Raw genomic sequence first — 20,596 nt, forward strand, 5'->3', positions numbered from 1 at the left:
AACGCTGCGCCGCCCGGCCGTTACGTTGTGCCGCCCTGGAGCGATCTCCTCGTCGTCAGTGTCCGATCGGTGATCTGAGGTGCGGGTGCGTTTCCTGAAGGGGCGGGTGCCGGCGGCGGTCATCAGCGCCGTCGTTGTGGCCGGGCTGGTGGGGTTGGCGACTGTCGCGATCGGGACCGCAGGGCCCGCGGTCGCCTTCGCGCAGTCGGGCCACTGGGTCTTCAACCGCGCGGAGAGCGCCGTCGTGCACGTCGACAGCGGTACGCGGGCCGTCGACGCGCGCGTCGCCGTGCCGCAGGCCGGTGGGGACGAGGCCTTCGCTGTCCAGGGGCCGACGCAGGGCTTCCTCGTCGGTCGCCGAAACATCACCGTGTTCGGGAAGTCCACGCTGACCGTCGAGACCACTATCCCGAGCGGCCAGGACGAGCTTCCCGTAGGGATCGAGACCGTCGGCGGGCCATATCTCGTCTACAAGCAGGCTGGGACGATCGTCCGCCTGGGCGTTCCGCCGACGACCATCCCCGTCGGCGGCCCCGTGAGCAGGCCCGTCTACACCGACGACGGCACGGTCTGGGTGCACCGCACGGACAACGGAGACATCTGCTCCCTCGCCGCTGGCGAGTCCGAACTGGACTGCTCGATCGGGACCCCCGCCGGGGCGCCGGGCGCTTTGGCGATCACGCAGGCCGTGGCCGGTTTCGTCGACACGTCGGACGACGCCGTGGCGATCGTGCAGGGCGCCGGGCTGTTGCCACCGGTCGGGGTCGGCACGGACCTGCCAAACGGCGCGTTGATCGCCGACCGGGACTCGGAGAACCGGCTGCCCGCCGTGACGGCGAACCCCAACCGGCTCGTCCTCACCGACGACGGCGGGGTGCTCGCCGGACGGGCCGGTGCGGCCCCGGTCGTCGTCGAGCTGGGGCCGGGTGATTTCTCGGCGCCGGTCGCCGCGAACGGCGTCGTCGCCCTGATCGACCTGACCCGGCACCGCCTGTTGACCTTCGCGATGGACGGGCGTCCACTGGGGACGGCGGACCTCCCGCCGGGGGAGGGGCAAGCGACCATCGCGCGTGGGAGCGACGGCCGGCTGTACATCGACGACGCGAGCGGCGCCCAGACCCACGTCATCGGCCGAGACGGGTCGATCACGTCCGTCGCAACGGGGACGCCGTCCGATGCCGTGGTCTCGGCCCAGCCGGACGCCCTCGCGGCCGTACTCCCCGCGCCGCCGGAGCTCTCGTCCCGCCGGGGAGACGTTCCGCCGGTCATCCGCGACGGTGGGGAGGCCGTCCCGGACGAGGGTGGCGAGTGGACCCCGGCTCCGCAGGACGGCCGACACGAGGACGCGCCGTACGTCCCGCCGGTCGAGCCGGAGGTCAAGGCTCCGCCGACGCCGACCGGCGTCGCGGCTCGCGTGGGTGCTGGCGGAGCCGTGACGGTCTCCTGGAACGGAGGCGGTGGCCAAGGGGTCACCTACACCGTCACCGGCGGTGGGAACTCGAAGACCGGCGCCGGCACGACCGCCCAGTTCACCGGCCTGGAAGCGGGGGAGACCTACACCTTCACTGTCGTGGCCACCAACGAGGGCGGAGACAGCGGAGCAGCGACGAGCAACACCGTCACGATCCCCGGCGGGCCTCCGGGCGCGCCGACGGGGCTGAGGCTGACGAAGGATGGATACCAAGGGGCGCGCACGGCGTGGCTGGAGGCGGCATGGAATGCGCCGGAGCTGAACGGCGGGACGCTGGTGCATTACGTTCTCACCGTCGCGGACCGGACGGGAGCCCAGGTCACCAGCAAGACAACGACCGCCACGGCTCTGGGGGAGATTTGGCAAGACCGATGTGCTGGCCCGTTCACGATCTCAGTCGTCGCGGTTACTAATGTCGGCGGACGCCAGATCACCGGACCGCCCGCGACGGTGAAGAGCGCCAATGCAGGGAAATGCGCCATCTACTTCACAGTCGACGCGGTAGCCAACGGTCCCACCAACGTGACTGCCACCCTGAATGCGCAGGAGACCTCAGATGGCGTGACCGCGCCATGCAGTATGCAGTTCAACGGACGAACTGTATGGAACGGCCAATGCGGTGGGGCTCTCATGACCACCAACGGTGGGAAGACACGCGTTCCCGTAGACGGCTTGACGCCCGGAACCACCTACAATGTCGTCCTCAACATGAAACAGCTTGACGGCTCGACGCGGACCTCGAGGACCACTGTCACGACTCCGGCGGGCGGCGGCGGATGACGCCGCGCCCGCGGAAGACGGGGGCAACTGAGGTTCGGTCGTGGGGCGGGTGCCGACGGCGGTCCTGAGCGTGCTGGTGGTCGGGGCCGTCCTGGCGTCGGTGATGCTGACGACTGGAGCGCGGACGGCAGCGGCGTTCGCGCAGGCGGGGCACTGGGTGTTCAACGGAGCGAGAACGCGGTCGTGCACCTTGACAGTGGCACGAGGGCCGTGGACGCACGGCCTGGTTAGACGCGGCAACCTCAACGGGGGACGCTGCAGAACTACCTCGTCGAGGCCACCGGGAAGTTCGGGGGTGCCTTCACGAAGACGACAACGGCCACGGCGATGACCGAGATCTGGATGGACCGCTGCGCCGGCCCCTTCATTGTCACGGTCCGCGCGGTGACCACCGGCGGCGGGAAGACCCTGACCGGCCCCGCAGCGACCGTGACGAGTGCCCGCGGCGTGGGCTGCGCCATCGACTACGACATCACTGCAGCGGCGACGGGGCCGACGGCGGCCAGCGTGACGATGACCCAGCTGGCCCCCGCGTGACCCGGCCGTCGCGGGTGACTGCTCGCTGCGGCTCGTCATGCTGTGTGGAACGGCCGCTGTGGCGGTTCGGCGGCCGCCATCAACCCGACCTCCACGGTGCCCCTCACCGGGCTGCAGGTTGGCACGACCTACGACCTCTTCCTCTAGGTGACGCAGATCGACGGCAGCACCAGCACCGCCACCGCGACGCTGACCACGCCAAGCCGGCCGTGCGCGGCGACGTCACAGGGGACGGCAAGGTGAGCTGCTACGACCTCAACCTCGTCCAGCAGCAGTGGGGCAGCAGGGCGACGATCTCGACGGCGACATCAACGGCGACGGAGCGGTGAACCTCACCGACATGAGCATCCTGCTGTCCAACTGGGAGACCGGCGGCGCGGACGGTAGCACCTGCACGAAGCCCGAGAGCTGATGACGTGTTGCAACATCCTCGGCCTCGCGAACGATTGATCGAACGCACCGCTCCGTCGAGAGGACCTCAGTGAACGCCTTTCCCGACCCGACCACCGCCTACCGGATGCTCGCGGACAACATCCAGCGGGTCGTCCAGGGCAAGCCCGAGATCGTCCGCATGGCGGTTGTGGCGCTGTTCGCGGAGGGGCACCTTTTGCTTGAGGACGTGCCGGGCCTGGGCAAGACCACCCTGGCCCGCAGCATCGCCCGGAGCATCGGCGGTGAGTGGAAGCGCATCCAGTTCACACCGGACCTCCTGCCCAGCGACATCACGGGGACGATGGTGTGGCACCAGGGCAGCGGCGAGTTCGAGTTCCACAAGGGCGGGATCTTCGCCAACGTCGTGCTCGCCGACGAGATCAACCGCGGCACCCCCAAGACCCAGTCCGCGCTGCTGGAGGTCATGGCAGAGCGGAAGGTGACCGTCGACTCCGAGACGCATGCCGTGCCGCGTCCGTTCCTGGTGGTCGCCACTCAGAACCCGATCGAGCTCGAGGGCACCTACCGGCTCCCGGAGGCCCAGCTCGACCGCTTCATGATGCGGCTGACGGTCGGCTACCCGGACCACGACGCCGAGGTGCGCGTGGTCCTGGGCGACACCACCGGGCTCGATCCCGACCGGCTCCAGCCGGTGCTCGACGTTGCGGCCCTGAAGCGGATCATCGCGCAGGTCCAGCAGTTGCACGTGGACCCGCAGGTGGCGTCGTTCGCGGTGCGGCTCGCCACCGCGACCCGCTCCCACCGCGATATCCGGTTCGGGGCGAGCCCCCGCGGCAGCGTCGCGCTCATCCGGGCGGCGCGGGCGTCGGCGGCGATTGAGAACCGCCGCTACGTCACGCCCGACGACGTCAAGTCCGTCGCGTACGCGGTCCTCGAGCACCGGCTGATCCTCACGCCCGAGGCGGAGCTCAACCGGCGCTCCACCACGGACGTCCTGACCGACGTCCTCGGCACGACGTCCGTCCCGATCGCGTCGGCGGGCTGAGGTGCGCCCCACCCCTCGGGGCATCGCGGTGCTGGTCTGCGCCGTGGTGCTCTACGTTGCCGGGCTGCTGCTCGGCCTGCCCGTCCTCCGGGCGTTGGGCGGCTGCGCGCTCGGCGCGTTCGTCGTCGCCGTGCTGCCGGTGGTGACCCGGCTGAAGCCCGCCGTCACCCGGCACGTGAACCCCGACCGGGTCCAGCGCGGCGGGACGGCGATCGCCGAGCTCGTCGTCGGGAACGCGGGGTCCTTCCGCCAGGCCGCGTTCGTCGCGCGGGACACGATCGGCGACGAGGTCACGGAGATCCCGGTCCGGGCCCTGCCCGCGGGCGGCTCGGCGCGCTACCGCTACGAGGTCCCGACGGACCGGCGCGGGCGGATCCCGCTCGGGCCGCTGTCGATCGAGCGCTCGGACCTGCTGGGGCTGGCGCGTGCCCGCGGGGAGCTGGGCGAGGTGTCCGAGCTGCGGGTGTACCCGAAGCGGCATCCCGTCCGGCTCTCGCCCGCCGGGCGCGCCCGCCACCACCACGAGGGCGAGCCGCCGCTGCAGCCGATGCCCGGGTCGATGGACCTACGGTCGCTGCGCGAGTACGTCGTCGGCGACGAGCGCAGGCACCTGCACTGGAAGGCGACCGCGCGGACCGGGCAGCTGATGGTCCGCGAGTACGTGGATCCCGCGCAGCCGTGGATGGTCGTGCTGCTCGACACCCGGTCGGCGGCCCTGTCCGCCGAGCGGTTCGAGGAGGCCGTGGAGGTCGCGTCGTCCCTGCTTTGGGAGGCGAGCGAGCAGGAGCGGCCCTCCAGGCTCTGCACCACGTCGGGGCTACGGCATTTGGTCGCGGGCGGCGCCGCGGGTATCCGCGAAGTCCTCGACCTGCTCTGCGACGTGCGGCAGGACGACCGGCTCGAGATCACCCTCGACCTGGCCCGGCTCGGCGTGGGCCGGGGCGACGGTCTGCTCGCGTACGTCGGCGGGTCGGCCGCCGAGTTGCGGGCCCCCGGACGCCGGTTCGCGCAGGCCGTGGCGTTCGACCTGACCGTGACGACGCCGAGCCGCGGCGTCGACGGCCTGCTCACTGTGCGGGCCTCGTCCGCCGCCGAGGCGCTGGCGACGTGGAACGCGGTGGTGGCGCGATGACCTCCCGGGTCGCCGGCGCGGGGGTCGTGCTCACCGCACTGGTCGCCGGCCTGTCGTTCAGCGAGGTCTTCGCGCCGACCGCACTGGTCCTCCCGCTGCTGGTGGTGCTCGTCCCGGTCGCGGTCGTGGACCAGCTCGCGCTGCGCTTCACCGGGCTCGCACCGGTGCGTCCGCTGCTCGGGTTCGTCGCGGGCGCCGCGGTCGGGCTCACCGTGCTGACGCTGCCGGGCCTGCCGTGGGAGGCCGCCGGTCGGGCGGTTCTCGACGGCGCCCTCGACGGCTGGCTGCACACCCTCGAGTCGACCTTCCCGGCCCGCCCCGAGGGGCCGCTGCTGGCGTTCGTGCCTCTGCTCGCCCTGTTGGCTGCGGTGATTGGCGTGGAGTGGCTGCGCCGCGGGTTCGCCCCGCTCGCGACGCTCATGCCCAGCGCCGCCGTCGTCATCCTCGGCCAGGTGTTCCGCGCCGCCGAGGGCTGGACCGCCGTGCTGCTCGCCGTCGGGTACGGCGTCGCGGCGGCGGTCGCGCTCGCCGCGGGCAGGCAGTCGCCGGGGAAGGGGTTCAACGCCCGACGGCTGGTCGACGTCACCGCGCTGGTCCTGCCCGTGCTGCTGGTCGCGGGCCTCGGCGCCTGGGGACTGGCGGCGGCCGACCCGCTCGGCCTGCCGACCTACTCTGTGCACGACCGGTTCCAGCTCACCCAGGTCCCGGCGGGCACGGTGAGCCCGCTGACCGAGATCGGCGGCAGGCTTGACGCCCCCGAGACCGTCGTGTTCACCGCGCGCACCGAGGCGCCCGTCGACCGGTGGCCCCAGCTGGTGCTCGACGGCTACGACGGCGCGGGCTGGACGAGCAGCGCCACCTACCGGCCGCTCGGCGCCGCCCTCCACGCCGACCCGGCCGTCACGGTTGGCACGCAGGCCTTCGACGCGGACATCACCCTCGGTGCCGGCGCGGACGGTCCGTGGCTCCCGAGTCAGAACCGCACCGTGTCCGTCGACGGGCTGAGTCCCGCAGTCGACGCCGTCACGGGGACGTTGCTCGACCCGGACCGGGGCGGCGTCGCCGACTACCACCTGCGGTGGAGCGCGGCCCAGCCCGCGCTCGAGCAGCTCGTCGGCGCGGCGATCGACCGGGGCGCGCCAGGGTCGGTGCAGGTCGCCGACCTGCCCGCGGGCATCGCCACGGCCACGACGGCGGCGATCGGGCAGGATCCGCCGTCGTTCGCCACGGCGCAGAAGCTGGAGAAGTGGCTTAAGGACAACCACACGGTCGCGACGGGCGATGAGCTGCCGACCGGCAGCGGGAACGCCCAGCTGCTCGACTTCCTCAACCGCTCCAAGCGCGGGACCAGCGAGCAGTTCGCGGCCGCCTACGTGCTCATGGCGCGGCAGGCGGGGATCCCGGCCCGGCTCGTCGTCGGGTTCCGGTCGCCGAAGTCGGACGGGTCGGGGACCTACGTCGTGCGCAACGCGGACGCGTTCGCCTGGCCCGAGGTCGCGGTGGCCGGGGTCGGCTGGGTCCCGCTTGACCCGACCGGCGGCGCGCGGGAGAACCCGGACAAGGCCCCGCCCGTCACCCAGGCCGCGGACGCATCGGCGGAAAACCCGCAGCAGCCCACCCAGGCCGTGCCGCAGCAGTCGTCCGGGCCCGGGCAGGCGGCGCCCGCACCCGCGATGGGCGAGGACGACCGGCCCCTGTGGGTGGTGCCGGTGGTGATCGTGGGAGCACTGGTCCTCGCGTGGCTCGCCGGTGTGCCCGCGGCGAAGTGGTTCCGACGGCTGCGGCGCCGCCGGGCACCGGGTGCTGAGGGGGTCGTGGGGGCGTGGCTGGACACCCGCGACCGCCTGCGTGACCACGGCGTGCCGACGACCACCGGCATGACGGTGCGCGACGTGGTCGAGCCCGGCCGCGCCGTCCTGAACGGGTCCTCCGGCGAGCTCGAACGGCTCGCGCGGTGCGTCGACGAGGCGCTCTGGTCCGGCGAGGCGGTCCGCCCCGAGCTCGCCGACGAGGCGTGGGCGGCCGCACGGACCGTGCGTCAGGCCTTGCACCACCGCCCGGTCGGCGAGCGACTTCGGGCCGCGTTGGGACTGCGCGGGCTGCGTGGAACTCGAAGTCCGAAGGAGAAGACGACCGTCAGGAGCTCGTGAACCGGCAGACGGCGTCCCGGACGGGCTGCACGTTGCTTTCCGACACCGTGCCCGCCTGGTTGCTGCCCTGGACCTGAAAGCAGTACTGGGTGCCGGGCTCGACCGGGACGGTGTACGAGGTCACCCGGCCCACCAGCTCGACCGCGGGCGCGGCGCCCGGCTGTCCGATCAGGACGGCGTAGTCCAAGGGGCCGGGGTCCTCCGCGGCCCAGGTCAGCTCGACGGTGCCGCCGTTGTCGACGGGTCGCGCGAGCTCGATCCGGGCGTCCGCGGTGGGCTGCTGCCCGGGCGGGGCCGCGCTGGTCGTGGGGACCGGGGTGGGATCCTCGCCGCCGGTCCCGAGAAAGGCGAACAGCCCACCGCCGATCGCGAGGACGGCGACGAGCGCCGCCGCGGTCGGGACCAGCCACCGTGGCCGCGCCCGGTCGTCCTCCTGCGCAGGCGGCGGGGTGCCCGCGCGCAGGCGGGTGTCATCCTGACCAGGGGACGGGGGAGCGTAGGTCGGCCCCGTCGGGACCGCTCGCAGCCGGGTGTCCTCGCCCGGTGGCGGCGGCGCGTACCGAGACCGTGTGTCCTGGGGCAGTGCCCCCGGGACGTCCGACGGGGGTGCGTAGGCGGGCGGCGCAGCCGGCCCGCTACCCGCGTCGAGGGTGTCCGCGACGCCGACCAGCGACGGCCGGGCGGCCGGGTTCTTGGCCAGCATCGACGCCAGCAGATCGGCGAGCCAAGCGGGCCCGGCCGCCCGCGGCGGAGCCTCGGTGAGGATCCGGCTGATGTGCGCGGGGTCTTGCTCACCGGGGCGGGGGGCGATCGGCGGGGCGCCGGTGAGCGCGGCGTAGAGGGTGGAGCCGAGGCCGTAGACGTCGGTGCGTTCGTCGATGGCGCCGTCGTAGCGCAGGGTCTCGGGGGCGGCATGGGTCAGGGTGAACCCGCTAGCGACGTTGCCCTGGTAGTCCCGCAGGACGGCGAGGCCGAAGTCCGCGAGCACCGGCGCGCCGGTGGCGCGGAGCAGGACGTTCTGCGGCGTGACGTCGCCGTGGAGCACCCCGGCGGAGTGCGCGAACAACAGGGCTCTGGCCAGGGTGAGCCCGAGATCGACCACCTCGTCGGCCGGGCGCGGCCCGCGCTGTGCCAGCAGCGCGGCCAGGGAGATGTCGCAGGCCTCGGTGACTAGATAGGGCCGCCCGTCGGGCAGGACGTCGGCGTTGTAGACCTTGATCAGGTTGGGATGCCCGTCGAGCCGGCCGACCGCCTGGCACTCGGCCCGGAACTGTTCGGCGGCAGCGCGTTCGGCGAGCGTAACCCGGAAGACCTTGGCTGCGACGAACCTGTCGAGATGGGCTTGCCGGCCTCGGTACACGTCGGCGAACCCACCCCGCCCGAGCAGGTGCAGGTTTGTCAGCCCGGGCAGGTCGGGGGTCACGGGCGCCACCGGCCGAGCGTATCGGCAGTCGATCTGGAGGTCAGGTGCACTACCGGCTCACCGTGTCCGACGGGGCCACGGGCATTCGCTCCGACGTCGTCGTGGAGTGCGAGCCGACCGACCCGGTCGGGGTCGTCCTGGACCTGGTGGCCGGCGTGCTGCCGGTGCGTGGGGCACCCACCGTGTCCGGCGCGTTCCTCGACCCGTCCGCTGCGGTCGCCGTGTCCGCACTCCGCGAGGGTGCCGTACTCGCTTACGGGCCCCCCGCCGCCGGGGCGCCCGACCCGTTCGGGACGGCGCCGGGCAGGGAGGCGCGGCTGCGGGTCGTCGCCGGTCCTTCTGCAGGCCTGATGGTCCCGGTGGTCGGCCACCTGGAGATCGGCCGGGCACCGACCGCCGGACTGGTGCTGGACGACCCGGACGTGTCCCGCGTCCACGCCAGGGTCCAGGGTGGCCCGGCAGGCGTGCAGGTCAGCGACGCGGGCTCAGCCAACGGGGTGTTCGTGGACGGGCGTCGGGTCGAGGGCGCGCACGCGCTGCGCGAGGGTGAGGTGCTGCAGCTCGGCGGGACTCGGCTCGTCCTGGAGGACCCGGCGCGGGCCCGGGCCGCCCTGAGCCGGACCGCGGACGGCGCGTACCTGCTCAACCGTGCCTTCCCGGACCGGCGCGCCCCCTTCACCGCGCCGACCGTCACCCTCCCGACCCCGCTGCCCGAGGACGACGCCCGCGGCATTCCGCTGTTGGCGATGGGTATCCCGCTCGTCCTCGCGGTCGTGCTCGCCCTCGTCCTGAAGTCTCCGATCTATCTGCTGTTCGGCCTGCTCAGCCCCGTGATGCTGGGCGCCAACTGGTGGACCGAGCGCCGGCGCCGCAAGGCCCGCGAGCAGCGCGCCGAGGGCTCCTACACCGAGAAGCTCCGGGCCGCGCGGGTCCAGGTCGAGGCCGCCGTCGACGACGAGGACGCGGACCTGCGTCGGGCGTATCCGGATCCAACGACGGTCGTGCGCATGGCGACGGAGCTGCGCCGCGAGCTCTGGTCCCGCCGGTCGGGCGACGACGACTGGCTACGCCTGCGGGTCGGTACCGCGGACCGCCGCGCCGCCGTGGTGGTGCAGGGGGAACGCCCCGCGGACTGGGCCGATGCGATGCTTCGCGCAGCCCCGGTCGGTATCGACTTAGAGGCCGCCGGGGTCCTCGGTCTCGCGGGTGCGCAGTCCCACGAACACCTGGGCTGGGTGCTGACCCAGATCGCGACCGGCCACAGCGCGGACGAGTTGGCCGTCGCGGTCCTCGCGCCGGATACCGCCGAGGACGAGCTCGGCTGGGTGCGCTGGCTACCCCATGCCCGCACGGCGAGTGGCGGCGTGCTCGCCGCCTGGGACGACGAGTCGGTCGCCCTGCTCGTCCGTGAGCTCGGTGAGCAGCTGGACCGGATCGAGGCCGAGCGGTGTGGCCCGCTCGGGGCGCCAGGGCGCGCGGTGGCGGGCCAGGTCGTCGTGGTGCTCGTCGGTGCGGGTCGGCTGGTCCGGTCGCCGCAGGTCGCGGACCTGCTGGTGCGGGGGCCTGCGCTCGGCTTCCGGTTCGTGTGCACCGACCGGGACGAGCGGCTGCTGCCGGACAGTTGCCGCGCGGTGGTGTCGGACCGGGGCGGGCAGACCGTGGTGCGGATCGACCGCGGCGATGAGCTCGTCGTCCGGCCGGACCGCCTCGCCCCGGGAACGGAGGAGCGGGTGGCCCGCATCCTCGCCCCGCTCCGGCGTGTCGGCGACTCGCCGCTGGGCGGGCTGCCTGCGGCGGTCCGATTCACCGAGGTCGTCGACGTCGGCGATCCTGACGCCATCCGTGCCGCCTGGCGGCTCGTCCCGGAACGGACGGATATCATCCTCGGGCGAAGCGGCGACGGCTTGTTCACCCTCGACATCGCGGCCGACGGCCCCCACGCCGTGGTGGCGGGCACGTCCGGAGCTGGCAAGAGCGAGCTGCTCCAGACCTGGGTCGGCGCGCTGGCGCTGGCGAACTCACCGGAGCGGCTGTCCGTGGTGTTCATGGACTACAAGGGCGGCGCCGCGTTCCGGGACCTGGTCGCGCTGCCGCACGTCGTCGGGACTGTGACCAACCTGGACGAACGCCTGGCCAGGAGGGCGCTCGCCTCGCTGCGCGCCGAGCTGACCCGCCGCCAGCACCAGCTCAAGCTTGCCGACGCCCAGGACCGCAACGACTACCTGCGGCGCGCCGAACGCGACCCGGGCCTGCCGGCCTTCCCCCGGCTGCTGATCGTGGTGGACGAGCTCGCGGAGCTGAAGGACCAGCTGCCGGAGCTGGTCGAGGGGCTCGTCGGGGTCGCGCGGATCGGCCGCTCGCTCGGCGTGCACCTGGTGCTAGCCACCCAGCGCCCCGCGGGGGTCGTGGACTCCCAGATCCGCGCCAACGTGAACCTGCGGGTCTGCCTGCGCACCCGGGATGAGGGCGAGAGCATCGACGTGATCGAGACCGGGGACGCGGCCCGGATCCCGGTCGACCGCCCCGGTCGCGCCCTCGTCGGCAGCGGCGGGCCGGTGGCCACACTCGTCCAGACCGCCCGGATCACCACCCCGGTGCCCGATGGGAGCGGGGCCGCCCGCCGAGCCGTTTCGCTGGCGTGGTCGGCCCCGGCCGCGCCCGTCGCCGCGGCGACCGGCGGTCTGCGCACCGATCTGCACGAGCTCGTCGAGCGTGTCGCCTCCGCCGCGGAGGGCGAGGGCCTCGTCGCGCCGTTCCGGCCGTGGAGCGCGCCGCTGGCCGACCTCGTCCTGCTCGAGTCGCTGGAGGTGACACCGGGCCACCTGCTCCTTGGCCTCGTCGACCGGCCCGCGCAGCAACGGCAAGACGTCCTGTCGGTGCCCCTGGGCACCGGTCACCTCGGCGTCGTGGGAAGCAGCCGGACCGGGCGGACCGCGACCCTGAGGTCGATCGCCGCCGGGCTGGCGATGAGCGATCCGGCGGACACGGTCCATGTGCACGCCGTCGACGGAGGTCGCGGCCTCGCCGCGCTGGCCGCGCTGCCCAACGTGGGTGTGGTCGCGGACGACGACGATCCGGAGCGGACGGAGCGCCTGCTCGTCCGGCTGACCGACGAGGTGCGCCGCAGGCGTCGGCTGCTGGCCGAGCACGGTGCCGCGAGCGTCGCGGAGCTCACGGACCCCCCACCGGCGATCGTGCTGCTCGTCGACGACTGGCACGGCGTGGTCGACGGCGACGGGCCCGCGCAGGCCGCCCTGCAGGAGCTCCTGGGATCCGGGAGCGCCGCGGCGGGGGTGACGGTGTGTCTCGCGGGCGACGAACGGCTGCTGCGCGGGCGCCTGCTGACCCGCCTCGACCACCGGCTCTGCCTGCGGCTAAACAACCCTGCCGACGCCACCGCCCTCGGCCTCGGCCCCCGCAACCTTCCCGACGGGCTCCCAGCCGGTCGTGCTCTCTGGGCCGACGACGGGTGCGAGGTACAGATCCCGCTGCTTGGTGCCGAGCGGTCTGGGCCCGCCCAGGTACAGGCGCTGCGCACGATCGCTGCGACCGCCCGCGCCCGGCACGGCGAGCCCGCCGTCGAGCGCGCGCCGATGCGCCTCGACGCGCTGCCATTACGCATCGGGCCCGCCGCTGCCGAGCCGTTGCCGACCGCCCGCTCGGGCCACGTGCTCGCCGGCGTGTCCGGGGACCGGCTGTCCCGGATCGAGCTTCCTCTCGCGCCCGGGGCTCCGGTGCTGGTCGCCGGTCCGCCCCGGTCGGGTCGGAGCACGGCGATCGTGCAGTTGGCGACCGACGCGGCCCGGCGCGGACTAGACGTCGCCCTGGTCGCGGGCCGGCCGTCCGAGATACACGAGCAGGCGATCCGGGCGGGGGTGCGCGTCGTGGCTCCCCCGGACGTCGCGGGCGCGGACCTCGTCGCCGTGGACGACGCCGAGCTGCTGACGGTGGACGACGAGTTCGTGGCGGCGCTCTCCGCCCGGCCCGGCCTGATCGTCGGCGCGACGCTGGACGCCTTCGGCTTCGGGGCTCGCGGCCTCGTGCAGGCCGCACGGCGCCGACCGGGCGGTGTGGTGCTCCTGTGCCCACCGAACAACCTCGCCGCAGAGAACGTGGGCGTGAAGATCGAGCGGGGGAGCGGTTTCACCGGCCCTCCCGGCCGCGCCCTCTTCGCCCTCGGCGGCGAGCTCATCCTCGGCCACGTGATCGATCCCGCCGCGGACTGAGCCTGCTCCCTCGACCATCGCTGAGGAGACCCGCGACCTGCGGCGGTCCACCCCCGTGCGGTCCGCCGTCCTGCTGTTCGCCGGAGGGTGTGGCGCTGAACCATCGCCGCCCGCCGCGGCCACCCCGGTGCCGCGACCGACAGGGTCTGTGTCGAACGCGACCAGGTGATGGCGCAGCAGGCGAGCGCGGCCGCGCTCCTCGCCGCATGGCGAGCCGGTGACGCTGGCCGGATGCGGCAGCCGAGCACCGCCGCCACGCAGGACCTCAGCGGGCCGCTCGTGCCGACGCTGCTCCAGGTTCGGCCGGGAGAGGAGGCGTTCGCGACGACCGAGGACGTCAACGGCGAGGGGAGTGTCGGCGCCTACCTGCGGGTGAGCAGCGGCCACAACCACTACTTCGAGTGGCACACGAGTACGCCCGGGGCTGGCTGGTGGACAGCTGGGCCCCGGACGTCGGCTGAGTCGGGTTACGAGAAGCGCAGGGTGCGGGCGATGGCGTCGAAGACCTCGTCGAACTGGTCGACGAGGTCCAGGTTCGGCGTCATGAACGACAGCGCCGCCATCCGGGACATCCCCTGGACGGGAACGAAGTAGCGGCGCAGGTGGGCGGGCTGCGGCTGGTCCCACGCCGGGTCGTCGACCTCGGTGACACCGGAGACGAGTACGGCCTCGCCCGCGGGCAGGTCGACGGGCATGACCTCGACACCGTCGCCCCCCAGCAGCTCCTCTAGCACGTCCGCCCCACCGATCGGCGGCGACAACGCTAGGGTGACCTGGGCGGACATGACGAACGGCGTCTCCTCGCCCTCCACCTCGACCAGGTCGGTGTAGAACCCGGCGAGCACGACGTCCGCCACCGCGGAGAGCCTCCCGAGCCGCACCGCGAGCGGGGCCAGGAGCGCGACGGCGAGCTCTCGGTTCTCCTCGGCAGCGAGGGGGATCTTCGCCGCGAGCTCGGCCGCCACATCCCCGACCCGCGGGTCGATCTCAACCCAGCCGGGCGGCAAACTGATGCCGACGGAGTGCGGCGGGACAGTGGGGGACTCACTCATCGGGACTCGCCATCGCCTTCACGGTTCGCTTGACCACCGGCTCCGCCACAGCGCCCGCGGAATCCGCGAGCCAGTCGTACTTCGTGTGCTCGCCCAGCATCTCACCGGAATTCGACACGACCTGACCCGCGAAGCTCTTCCAGTTGTCCGGGCCGCGGTCTTGCACGGTGGGATCCCCGAACTCCTGAATGTCCTTCTGGAGGTCGGTCCACCCGTCGCGCAGCTCGAACCCCGCATCCACCGCCTTGCCCCCGGTCCGGAAGGCGGCGGAGGCTCGGATGTACCCCTTGGACCCGATGTCCAGGCTCCTGCCGATGGCCTCCTCCGGGTTCGTCAGCTTCCGGTACTGCGAGGGCGCGCTCTGGATGTCCCGCACGATCCAGTTGCTCGGCTTCCCTGCGTCCGACAATCCCTTTGCCGCCTTGATCGCGCCCAAGCCGCGCAGCCCGAGGGCAGAGAAACCGAGATCGACACCTCGACCCGCGACCTGAGACCAGCTCGCGTTGCCGTAGCGGACGCTGAGCAGAGTGCCGAGGAAGGCAAGGCCCTTGAGCGCGACGGAGGTGATGATCATGGCGGCGGCGATCGGGCCGACGCCGGGGATGAACGAGAACCAGCTCAGCACCGTACCCACGGTTCCGACGATGTCGCCGACGGTGCTGAAGATGTTGAGCCAGGACTGGAACGTCGCGCTCGACGTGAGATCGCGGAAGAAGTCGTCGGCACCGGACAGGAGCCGGTCGATTCGCACCGGTGTCGTGGCGGCGTCCCACGCCTTCTCCCACAGTCCACGGTCGTCATAGCCGGGGGCATCGGCGGCCTTGATCCGGGCGGCGGCGGTGCGGGCGGCGTCGTCGCGGACTGCTTCCGCCTGGGCCGCGAGCCGTTTAGCGGCCTCGACCCGGGCCTGTGCCTGCGCGGCCTCGGATGCCGCGGCGCCCGCCCGGCGGCGGGCGTCGGCGGCCTGGGAGCGGGCGGCGTCGCGCTGGGCTGCGACCCGGCGCTCCCAGTCCTGCATGGCGGCCTGGTAGGTCGGGTCCAGCGGCGCGGCGATCGCGGCCTGTGCCCGCGCCGCGACGATCTTGCCGTCGGCGAAGAGGGCGGTCCCGTCCGCGGTGCGGGCGTCCCGGTTCGCCGTGTCCCGCCGGGAGGCGGCGGCGTCCCGGTCGATCAGGGCCGAGCCGGCGTCGGACTCGGCGCGGCGTGCGGCGGCCTGGGCCTCGTCGAGGCTGCGGGCGAAGTCCCGCAACGCCTCCGACGCCTGGCGGTAGTGCGTGGCCATGGTGATCAGGTCCGGGCCGATCTTGGCCAGCTTGTCCCGAAAGGCGTCCGCGGCCTGGCCGCGCCAGACCTCGGGGCCCGAGCCTCCGTCGAGCGCGCGTAACCGGGAGGTGATCTGCTCGGCCTGGTCGCAGACCTCGCCGTAGGTCGAGGCGAGCCGCAGCGCTACGCCGGGATCGCCCGGGACGGGGTTCCCGCCCAAGGCCTCCCAGCTCATGACGCCCCGCCGTCCATCGTGTCCTCCAGCATCGTCTCGGTCTTCGTGTAGTGCTCCAGCGCCAGGGCCGCGTATTCCTGGCACGCCCGCAGGTTCTCGATCAGCTGGTCGCGCCCGCCCTGCCAGCTCTGCTCGAAGTGGCCGACCGCGTCGGCCACTTCGCGTGCCCCGATCTCGTCCCCGGGCAGCGGTGCCCGCCGGGAGCCGAGCTCGCTGAGCGCGCCGATGAGCGTCGAGAGCTCCTGCTGGATCCGCCCGAGCTCGTCGAAGTCGACGAACAGCTCACCCGGCGCGCTCACCGCCCGGCTCCCGCTCAGCGACCGGCGGCCTGCTGGAGGCCCTGCTCGGTCTGCTCGTAGGTGTCAGCGGCCGTCTGGAGGAAGCGCCCCATGTCGTCCATGGCCTGCTGGATGGACTGGGCGCCCGACTGCCACTCCTGCCAACGGGACTGGAAGGCCTGCGACGCACCGCCCTCCCAGCGCGCGGCCAGGTCGGCGATCTGCGACGTCAGTCGGGTGAGGATGTCGTTGACGTCAGCGGCACCGGTTTGGACGGCGGCGGACTGGGTGCGCAGATCCTCGAAGGTGACAGCGAGCTGAGCCATGGTGATCTCCAAATTGAGTGGGAGCAGGGGCGTGATCCCCGTTGTCCTTCGGGGTGGGTGGGACCACTGTTACCGACCCGTCGCGCGCCGTCGACGAAGAACTCTTCGGTCCGCGCCGGGCGTAACGATTCTCCTTGTCGCGCCGACGTTTCGCTGATGTGAGGGGTGGGGTCATGAGCGCGCAGGAGCCGGTCGGGCGGATCTCCGGGCTGCTCCCGCCGGGCTCCGCGTATCCGGCGCCGGTGGACCTGCGACCGGGTCAGGTGTGGACGGTCGGCCGGCGGGACGAGCGGTTCCTCGCCGAGCGCCCGGACCGTGCAGCACGCCATCTCGGGGTGCCCGACGCACGCCCCGACCTCTCGGTGAGCCATCTCGAGCTCCGGGTCGGCAGCCTGGCTGTGGCGATCAGCTCCAGCCGTAGCGCGGGGGTGGCGGTGGACGGCGTGATCCGGCCGAGTCCTGCGGTGCTGGCGTCGGGGACGAGCTATGTGAGTCCCACAGTCGACGGCCTTCACCTGGACTTCGTCGTCGACATCCTGGTGGGGGACAGTTTCGCGGCCGGAACGGACATCCTCCCCGTCAGCGGCACCACACTGACCCTGCGGATCGACCTCGAGATCGGCTCCGCTCTGTGGCGGGTCGCGCACGCGCTCGCCTGGCCCTGCACCTCGGCGACCCGCCGTCCGCACGTCGTCGGCTGGTCGGGCCGGGACGTCATTGAGAGGCTCACCCAGCTTGGTTGGCAGTCCGCCACTCGTAACGTCACGACCCTGGGGCAGCAGCTGCACACAATCGCGGACAAGGTGGCGAACTGCCTCTTGTCCGACGGGCGTCGCGCCGACCTGGTCTTCCCAACCTGGCCTCCGTGGTCGGAGGGGGAGCCGGACGAGACCCGTGACCAGCGTGCCGAGCGGCGCAACCGAGTGGTGGCGGAAGCCCTGTGGCGGGCGCGAGCAGTGGAGTCGATGGTGATCGACAACGCACGCTGAGTCAGCCAAGGACGGTGGACTCCCCGGAGAGCCGGTCCGCGGTCACGATCGTCCCTCCGTCCGTCGCCTGCCGCGTCACGGGGTTGAGCTGAGGCGCCGGGCTTCGGACGTCGCCCCGCTTGACGATCCCGACCTGGTTCCCGTCAGGCAGGACGATCCAGCCGATGCGAGTCGCGATCCCCGCGACGGTGCGGCGGCTCTGGTAGAGCCCTTCGGCGTCCTTGGCGACCTGCGCCGAGAACGATCGCTGCACACCGCCGACGGTGACGGTGCCGAGCAGGGACAGCTGATCAGCGGTCGCCTCGACCGACGTGCCCTGGGCGCCGCCGTGCAGGACGACTCGGTCACCGTCGATGGTTCCCTCTAGCCAGGCTTCGACGGCCTTGCCGTCGCAGAGATAGCCCGCAACCCGACCGTCCTTGACGCCGATCGCCACCGTCAACTCGTTCCCGCTAGTGCGGCCGGTGTATACGGCCTCCCCGACGACCGGGGTCTGCCTGGTGGGGGTGGCGGCGACGGGTGGAATCGCGGCGGGAGCGGCGGTGGTCGTGGCGCCCGCACGTGTGTCGACCGGCGCGTTCGCCTCAGCGGACGCGCCCCGCAGGGACGCACCGACCGCGACCAGCACCGCGAGCACAGCGACCCCGGCCGCTGCGGGTACGAGTCCTCGGTGCCCGACCACGCGCTTCAGACGCGGTCGCGCGGTCGCCTCAACGGGCGGAGAGGCGGCTCGGCGCCGAGTGGTGTGACCAGAATCCGGGGTCTCCTCGCGCACCGCTGCAGAGGCCTGCGCTGCCGTCGCGTGCGGCACGTCGAGGGCCTCTCGTGCCGCTCGCGCGAGTGCACCGGCAGAAGAGAACCGCTCGGCCGCGTCCTTCGCCATGCCCCGGCCGACCACCTCGTCGAACGCCTGCGTGTGAGGGAGCACCTGGGAGGGATGCGGCGGCGGCACCTTCATGTGCGAGTGCATGAGCATTGGGAGACCCTCGCCCGCGTACGGCGGCCTGCCCGTGATCATCTCGAAGAAGACGCAGGTGAGGGCGTAGACGTCGGATGCCGCGGACACCGCGCCGTCGAATTGCTCGGGTGCCATGTAGGCGAGGCTGCCGAGCAACGCGCCGGTCCGGGTCAGGGAGTGGCTGCGTCCGGTGGTCATCGGGCGGGTGATGCCCCAGTCCGCGAGGTAGCAGAAGTTTGCGAGCCGACCGTCAAGCAGGATGTTCGACGGCTTCACGTCCCGGTGCACCAAGCCGCTCTCGTGGGCTTCGTCCAGGGCGCTCGCGACCTGTTCGAGGAGCACGACCGCGCGCTCGACCGGCAGCGGGCCGGAGCGCTCGATCAGACCGAGCAGGTCTCCGCCGTCGATCAGTTGCATGTCTATGAAGAGCCGGTCGTCGATGGACCCGTAGCGGTGGATGGTCACGACATGGGGATCGCGCAGCTTCGCGACATGGTGTGCCTCGCGGCCGAAACGGTGCTGGAACTCCGTATCGTCCGCGAGGTGCGGAGCAAGTCGCTTGAGCGCCACGTATCGGTCGTGGTCAGTGTCGAGTGCGCGGTACACCTCACCCATGCCGCCGCGGCCGAGGAGCTCCACCAGCCGGTACGGACCGAAGCTCTCGCCCTCACCCATCGCCACACGAAGCCATTCGAGAAGCTGCGAGAACTCGTTACGTTCATCATCAGTTCTGCGGAGCCGGGCTCGCGCCCACTCCGCAGTCGCGCGACTGCGGAGGTCCGTGCCTGCGGCGGCGCGGCTCCCATCAGAGAAGCACGGTGGCATCCGTGTGACATGGCTTGACAGCGTAGGAGCCTGTCGAGGGAAGTGATCTCCGCTATCCGCAAGTGTTCGGCGACGGCGAAGACTGCAGCGCCGGCGCTCGTCCTGGGGCCCAGGACGGACATTCTGGCGTGGAACCGTTGGCGGCCAGGGTCTACGCGGACTTCGACGCCGTGACCGTGCGTGAGCTCAACTACGTCCCGCTGATCTTCACCGACCGCCGGATGCGGGAGCTGTTCGCCGACTGGACAGCGGTCGCCCGGGCCTGCGTGGCGATCCTGCGGCGGGCCAGGACGGGTCAAGAAGGGGGTCCTGGCGGGCGCGGAGGCGGGTCACGACGAACTCGGGGAGCGGGACGACGCGGAGAGCCATGGCGCTCTTGCCGTCATGGACGACGAGGCCCCTGCCCTTGATCGGGTAGACGTTCTGGCGGACGGCGACGACAGGCACACGGCGGACCTCACCGGGGCCGACAATGCGGAGGCCGTCGAGGTCGAGGTCCATCCAGCGGACGGCGCAGATTTCGCCGACGCGGAGGCCGGAGCCGAGGGCGAAGCGGATGAGGTCCGGCATGTCGGCACGGACGGCGGTCCGGTCGGTGTCGACGAACTCGAGGAGCCGGCGGCGTTCCTCAACCGTGAGGCCGCGCGGAGTGGTGGTGGTGAAGCCGCGAGGTGTCTCGATGCGATCCAACTCGCGGACCGGGTTCGTCGGGATGACCTGGTTGAGGACGGCCTGCTGCATGACGCCGCTGACGATGGCTCGGATCATGCGGCGGGTGTTGGCGGCGTGGGCCGGCTTCTCCTCGAACGTGCCGTCACGGTGGCGGACGACCTTCCGGGCCTGCTCGAGGTCGGCGAAGAACGTGTCGAGGCGGGCGACGGTGCACTCGGCCAGTCGGAGCTCGCCAAGCTTGGGGATCGTCACCGGGTACGGAAGCGCAACGGCGCCCTTAAGGCGCGGCGCTCCTCGATGACCGCCACCCTGCGCAGGTCAGCCATTGACTGCCCGGACACACCGCGGAGCAACTCGTTCGCCCAGCCTTGACGTGCCCCGGCGAAGGTGCCTGTCAGTCACGGAGGATCGGCTCCTCATGCACCGCTCGGGTCAGGCCGGGTCCAGACGTGTAGTCGGGTGGTCGCGACCACGAGCGTCCGGCCGGTGTCGGAGAACCCGGCGGCCCGGACCGGCCCGTAGCCGCCCGCGACGACGAGCTGCGAGGCGGTCGGGTCCTCCAGCGGGTCGGGCGCGTCGGGTGGGACGAGCACCACCCCTTCCTCGGGCCAGTCCGGTGCGATGACGGTGACCCACCAGCCGTCGGGCGTGAAAGCACGCAGCCCGCCGCCCCACAGCCCGGCAACTGCGATCCGTTGCCCCTCGAGTGGTCCGATGCCGGGGGCCGACACGGGGTAGGGGTCGTCCTCGAAGTCTGTGTCGTCCGATCTGGCAACCACGTCGCCAGTAACCGCGTCAAGGACCCCCCGCCCGCTGTGCGAGAGCACCAGGAGCAGGTCCG

The 20,596-nt window shown here is 72.5% G+C and carries 17 protein-coding genes; 10 read left to right on the forward strand and 7 right to left on the reverse strand.

The genetic code is table 11. The annotated features are described in order from the left end of the window. Positions 1–85: 85 nt before the first annotated feature. The 6 genes from LWC33_RS13015 to LWC33_RS13040 all read left to right on the forward strand — a co-directional run bounded on the left by LWC33_RS13015 (position 86) and on the right by LWC33_RS13040 (position 7,508). Entirely contained in the window at positions 86–2,251 is a 2,166-nt protein-coding gene (locus LWC33_RS13015; protein ID WP_233304616.1) for a fibronectin type III domain-containing protein, read from the forward strand. A gap of 327 nt (positions 2,252–2,578) precedes the next feature. After that, on the forward strand, positions 2,579–2,788 hold the full coding sequence (locus tag LWC33_RS13020) for a hypothetical protein (RefSeq protein WP_233304617.1): 210 nt from the start codon (positions 2,579–2,581) through the stop codon (positions 2,786–2,788). Between the two features lie 274 nt (positions 2,789–3,062). Beyond that, the gene (locus tag LWC33_RS13025) at positions 3,063–3,200 is read left to right on the forward strand and encodes a hypothetical protein (RefSeq protein ID WP_233304618.1); all 138 of its coding nucleotides are present in this window, start codon (positions 3,063–3,065) and stop codon (positions 3,198–3,200) included. 105 nt (positions 3,201–3,305) lie between these two features. Beyond that, entirely contained in the window at positions 3,306–4,226 is a 921-nt protein-coding gene (locus LWC33_RS13030) for an AAA family ATPase (protein ID WP_233304671.1), read from the forward strand. 1 nt (position 4,227) lies between these two features. Then, the gene (locus LWC33_RS35965; protein WP_233304619.1) at positions 4,228–5,358 is read left to right on the forward strand and encodes a DUF58 domain-containing protein; all 1,131 of its coding nucleotides are present in this window, start codon (positions 4,228–4,230) and stop codon (positions 5,356–5,358) included. After that, a complete protein-coding gene (locus tag LWC33_RS13040) occupies positions 5,355–7,508 on the forward strand; it encodes a transglutaminase domain-containing protein (RefSeq protein ID WP_233304620.1) in 2,154 nt (717 codons plus the stop codon). The genes LWC33_RS35965 and LWC33_RS13040 overlap by 4 nt, the downstream gene beginning before the upstream one ends. On the opposite strand, the gene LWC33_RS13045 is transcribed toward LWC33_RS13040, so the two are convergent. Then, positions 7,495–8,940, reverse strand: coding sequence for a protein kinase domain-containing protein (locus LWC33_RS13045; RefSeq protein ID WP_233304621.1), 1,446 nt, complete (start codon positions 8,938–8,940; stop codon positions 7,495–7,497). The two genes, LWC33_RS13040 and LWC33_RS13045, sit on opposite strands and share 14 nt — an antisense overlap. A gap of 35 nt (positions 8,941–8,975) precedes the next feature. Here LWC33_RS13045 and LWC33_RS13050 point away from each other — a divergent pair, with 35 nt between their 5' ends. After that, positions 8,976–13,157 (forward strand): type VII secretion EssC family protein, encoded by a 4,182-nt coding sequence (locus tag LWC33_RS13050; protein ID WP_233304622.1) that lies wholly within the window; start codon positions 8,976–8,978, stop codon positions 13,155–13,157. Between the two features lie 467 nt (positions 13,158–13,624). Here LWC33_RS13050 and LWC33_RS13055 read toward each other — a convergent pair whose 3' ends face one another. Genes LWC33_RS13055 through LWC33_RS13070 form a run of 4 tightly spaced genes read right to left on the reverse strand, consistent with a single transcriptional unit; the run spans position 13,625 to position 16,311 of the window. Next, complete coding sequence (locus tag LWC33_RS13055) at positions 13,625–14,209, reverse strand: hypothetical protein (RefSeq protein WP_233304623.1); 585 nt, start codon at positions 14,207–14,209, stop codon at positions 13,625–13,627. Further along, a complete protein-coding gene (locus LWC33_RS13060; protein WP_233304624.1) occupies positions 14,202–15,707 on the reverse strand; it encodes a WXG100 family type VII secretion target in 1,506 nt (501 codons plus the stop codon). Before LWC33_RS13060 ends, LWC33_RS13055 begins: the two co-directional genes overlap by 8 nt. Then, entirely contained in the window at positions 15,704–16,006 is a 303-nt protein-coding gene (locus tag LWC33_RS13065; protein ID WP_233304625.1) for a hypothetical protein, read from the reverse strand. Before LWC33_RS13065 ends, LWC33_RS13060 begins: the two co-directional genes overlap by 4 nt. 14 nt (positions 16,007–16,020) lie before the next feature. Next, positions 16,021–16,311, reverse strand: coding sequence for a WXG100 family type VII secretion target (locus LWC33_RS13070; protein ID WP_233304626.1), 291 nt, complete (start codon positions 16,309–16,311; stop codon positions 16,021–16,023). Between the two features lie 335 nt (positions 16,312–16,646). Here LWC33_RS13070 and LWC33_RS13075 point away from each other — a divergent pair, with 335 nt between their 5' ends. Then, on the forward strand, positions 16,647–17,300 hold the full coding sequence (locus LWC33_RS13075) for a hypothetical protein (protein ID WP_233304627.1): 654 nt from the start codon (positions 16,647–16,649) through the stop codon (positions 17,298–17,300). Position 17,301: 1 nt separating this feature from the next. Here LWC33_RS13075 and LWC33_RS13080 read toward each other — a convergent pair whose 3' ends face one another. Beyond that, positions 17,302–18,933, reverse strand: a complete 1,632-nt coding sequence (locus LWC33_RS13080) for a serine/threonine-protein kinase (RefSeq protein WP_233304628.1) — start codon at positions 18,931–18,933, stop codon at positions 17,302–17,304. A gap of 278 nt (positions 18,934–19,211) precedes the next feature. Here LWC33_RS13080 and LWC33_RS36515 point away from each other — a divergent pair, with 278 nt between their 5' ends. Continuing rightward, complete coding sequence (locus tag LWC33_RS36515) at positions 19,212–19,493, forward strand: MmyB family transcriptional regulator (RefSeq protein ID WP_372476602.1); 282 nt, start codon at positions 19,212–19,214, stop codon at positions 19,491–19,493. Next, positions 19,468–20,127, forward strand: a complete 660-nt coding sequence (locus LWC33_RS13085; RefSeq protein ID WP_233304629.1) for a hypothetical protein — start codon at positions 19,468–19,470, stop codon at positions 20,125–20,127. The genes LWC33_RS36515 and LWC33_RS13085 overlap by 26 nt, the downstream gene beginning before the upstream one ends. 44 nt (positions 20,128–20,171) lie before the next feature. Here the strand turns inward: LWC33_RS13085 and LWC33_RS13090 are convergent, their stop codons facing one another. Next, positions 20,172–20,534 carry a hypothetical protein gene (locus tag LWC33_RS13090; RefSeq protein WP_233304630.1) on the reverse strand — a complete coding sequence of 121 codons (363 nt, stop codon included), beginning with the start codon at positions 20,532–20,534 and terminating at the stop codon, positions 20,172–20,174. Between the last annotated feature and the right edge of the window lie 62 nt (positions 20,535–20,596).

The sequence above is a fragment of the Pseudonocardia terrae genome (genome assembly GCF_021343995.1).
GTDB classification, from domain to species: domain Bacteria; phylum Actinomycetota; class Actinomycetes; order Mycobacteriales; family Pseudonocardiaceae; genus Pseudonocardia; species Pseudonocardia terrae.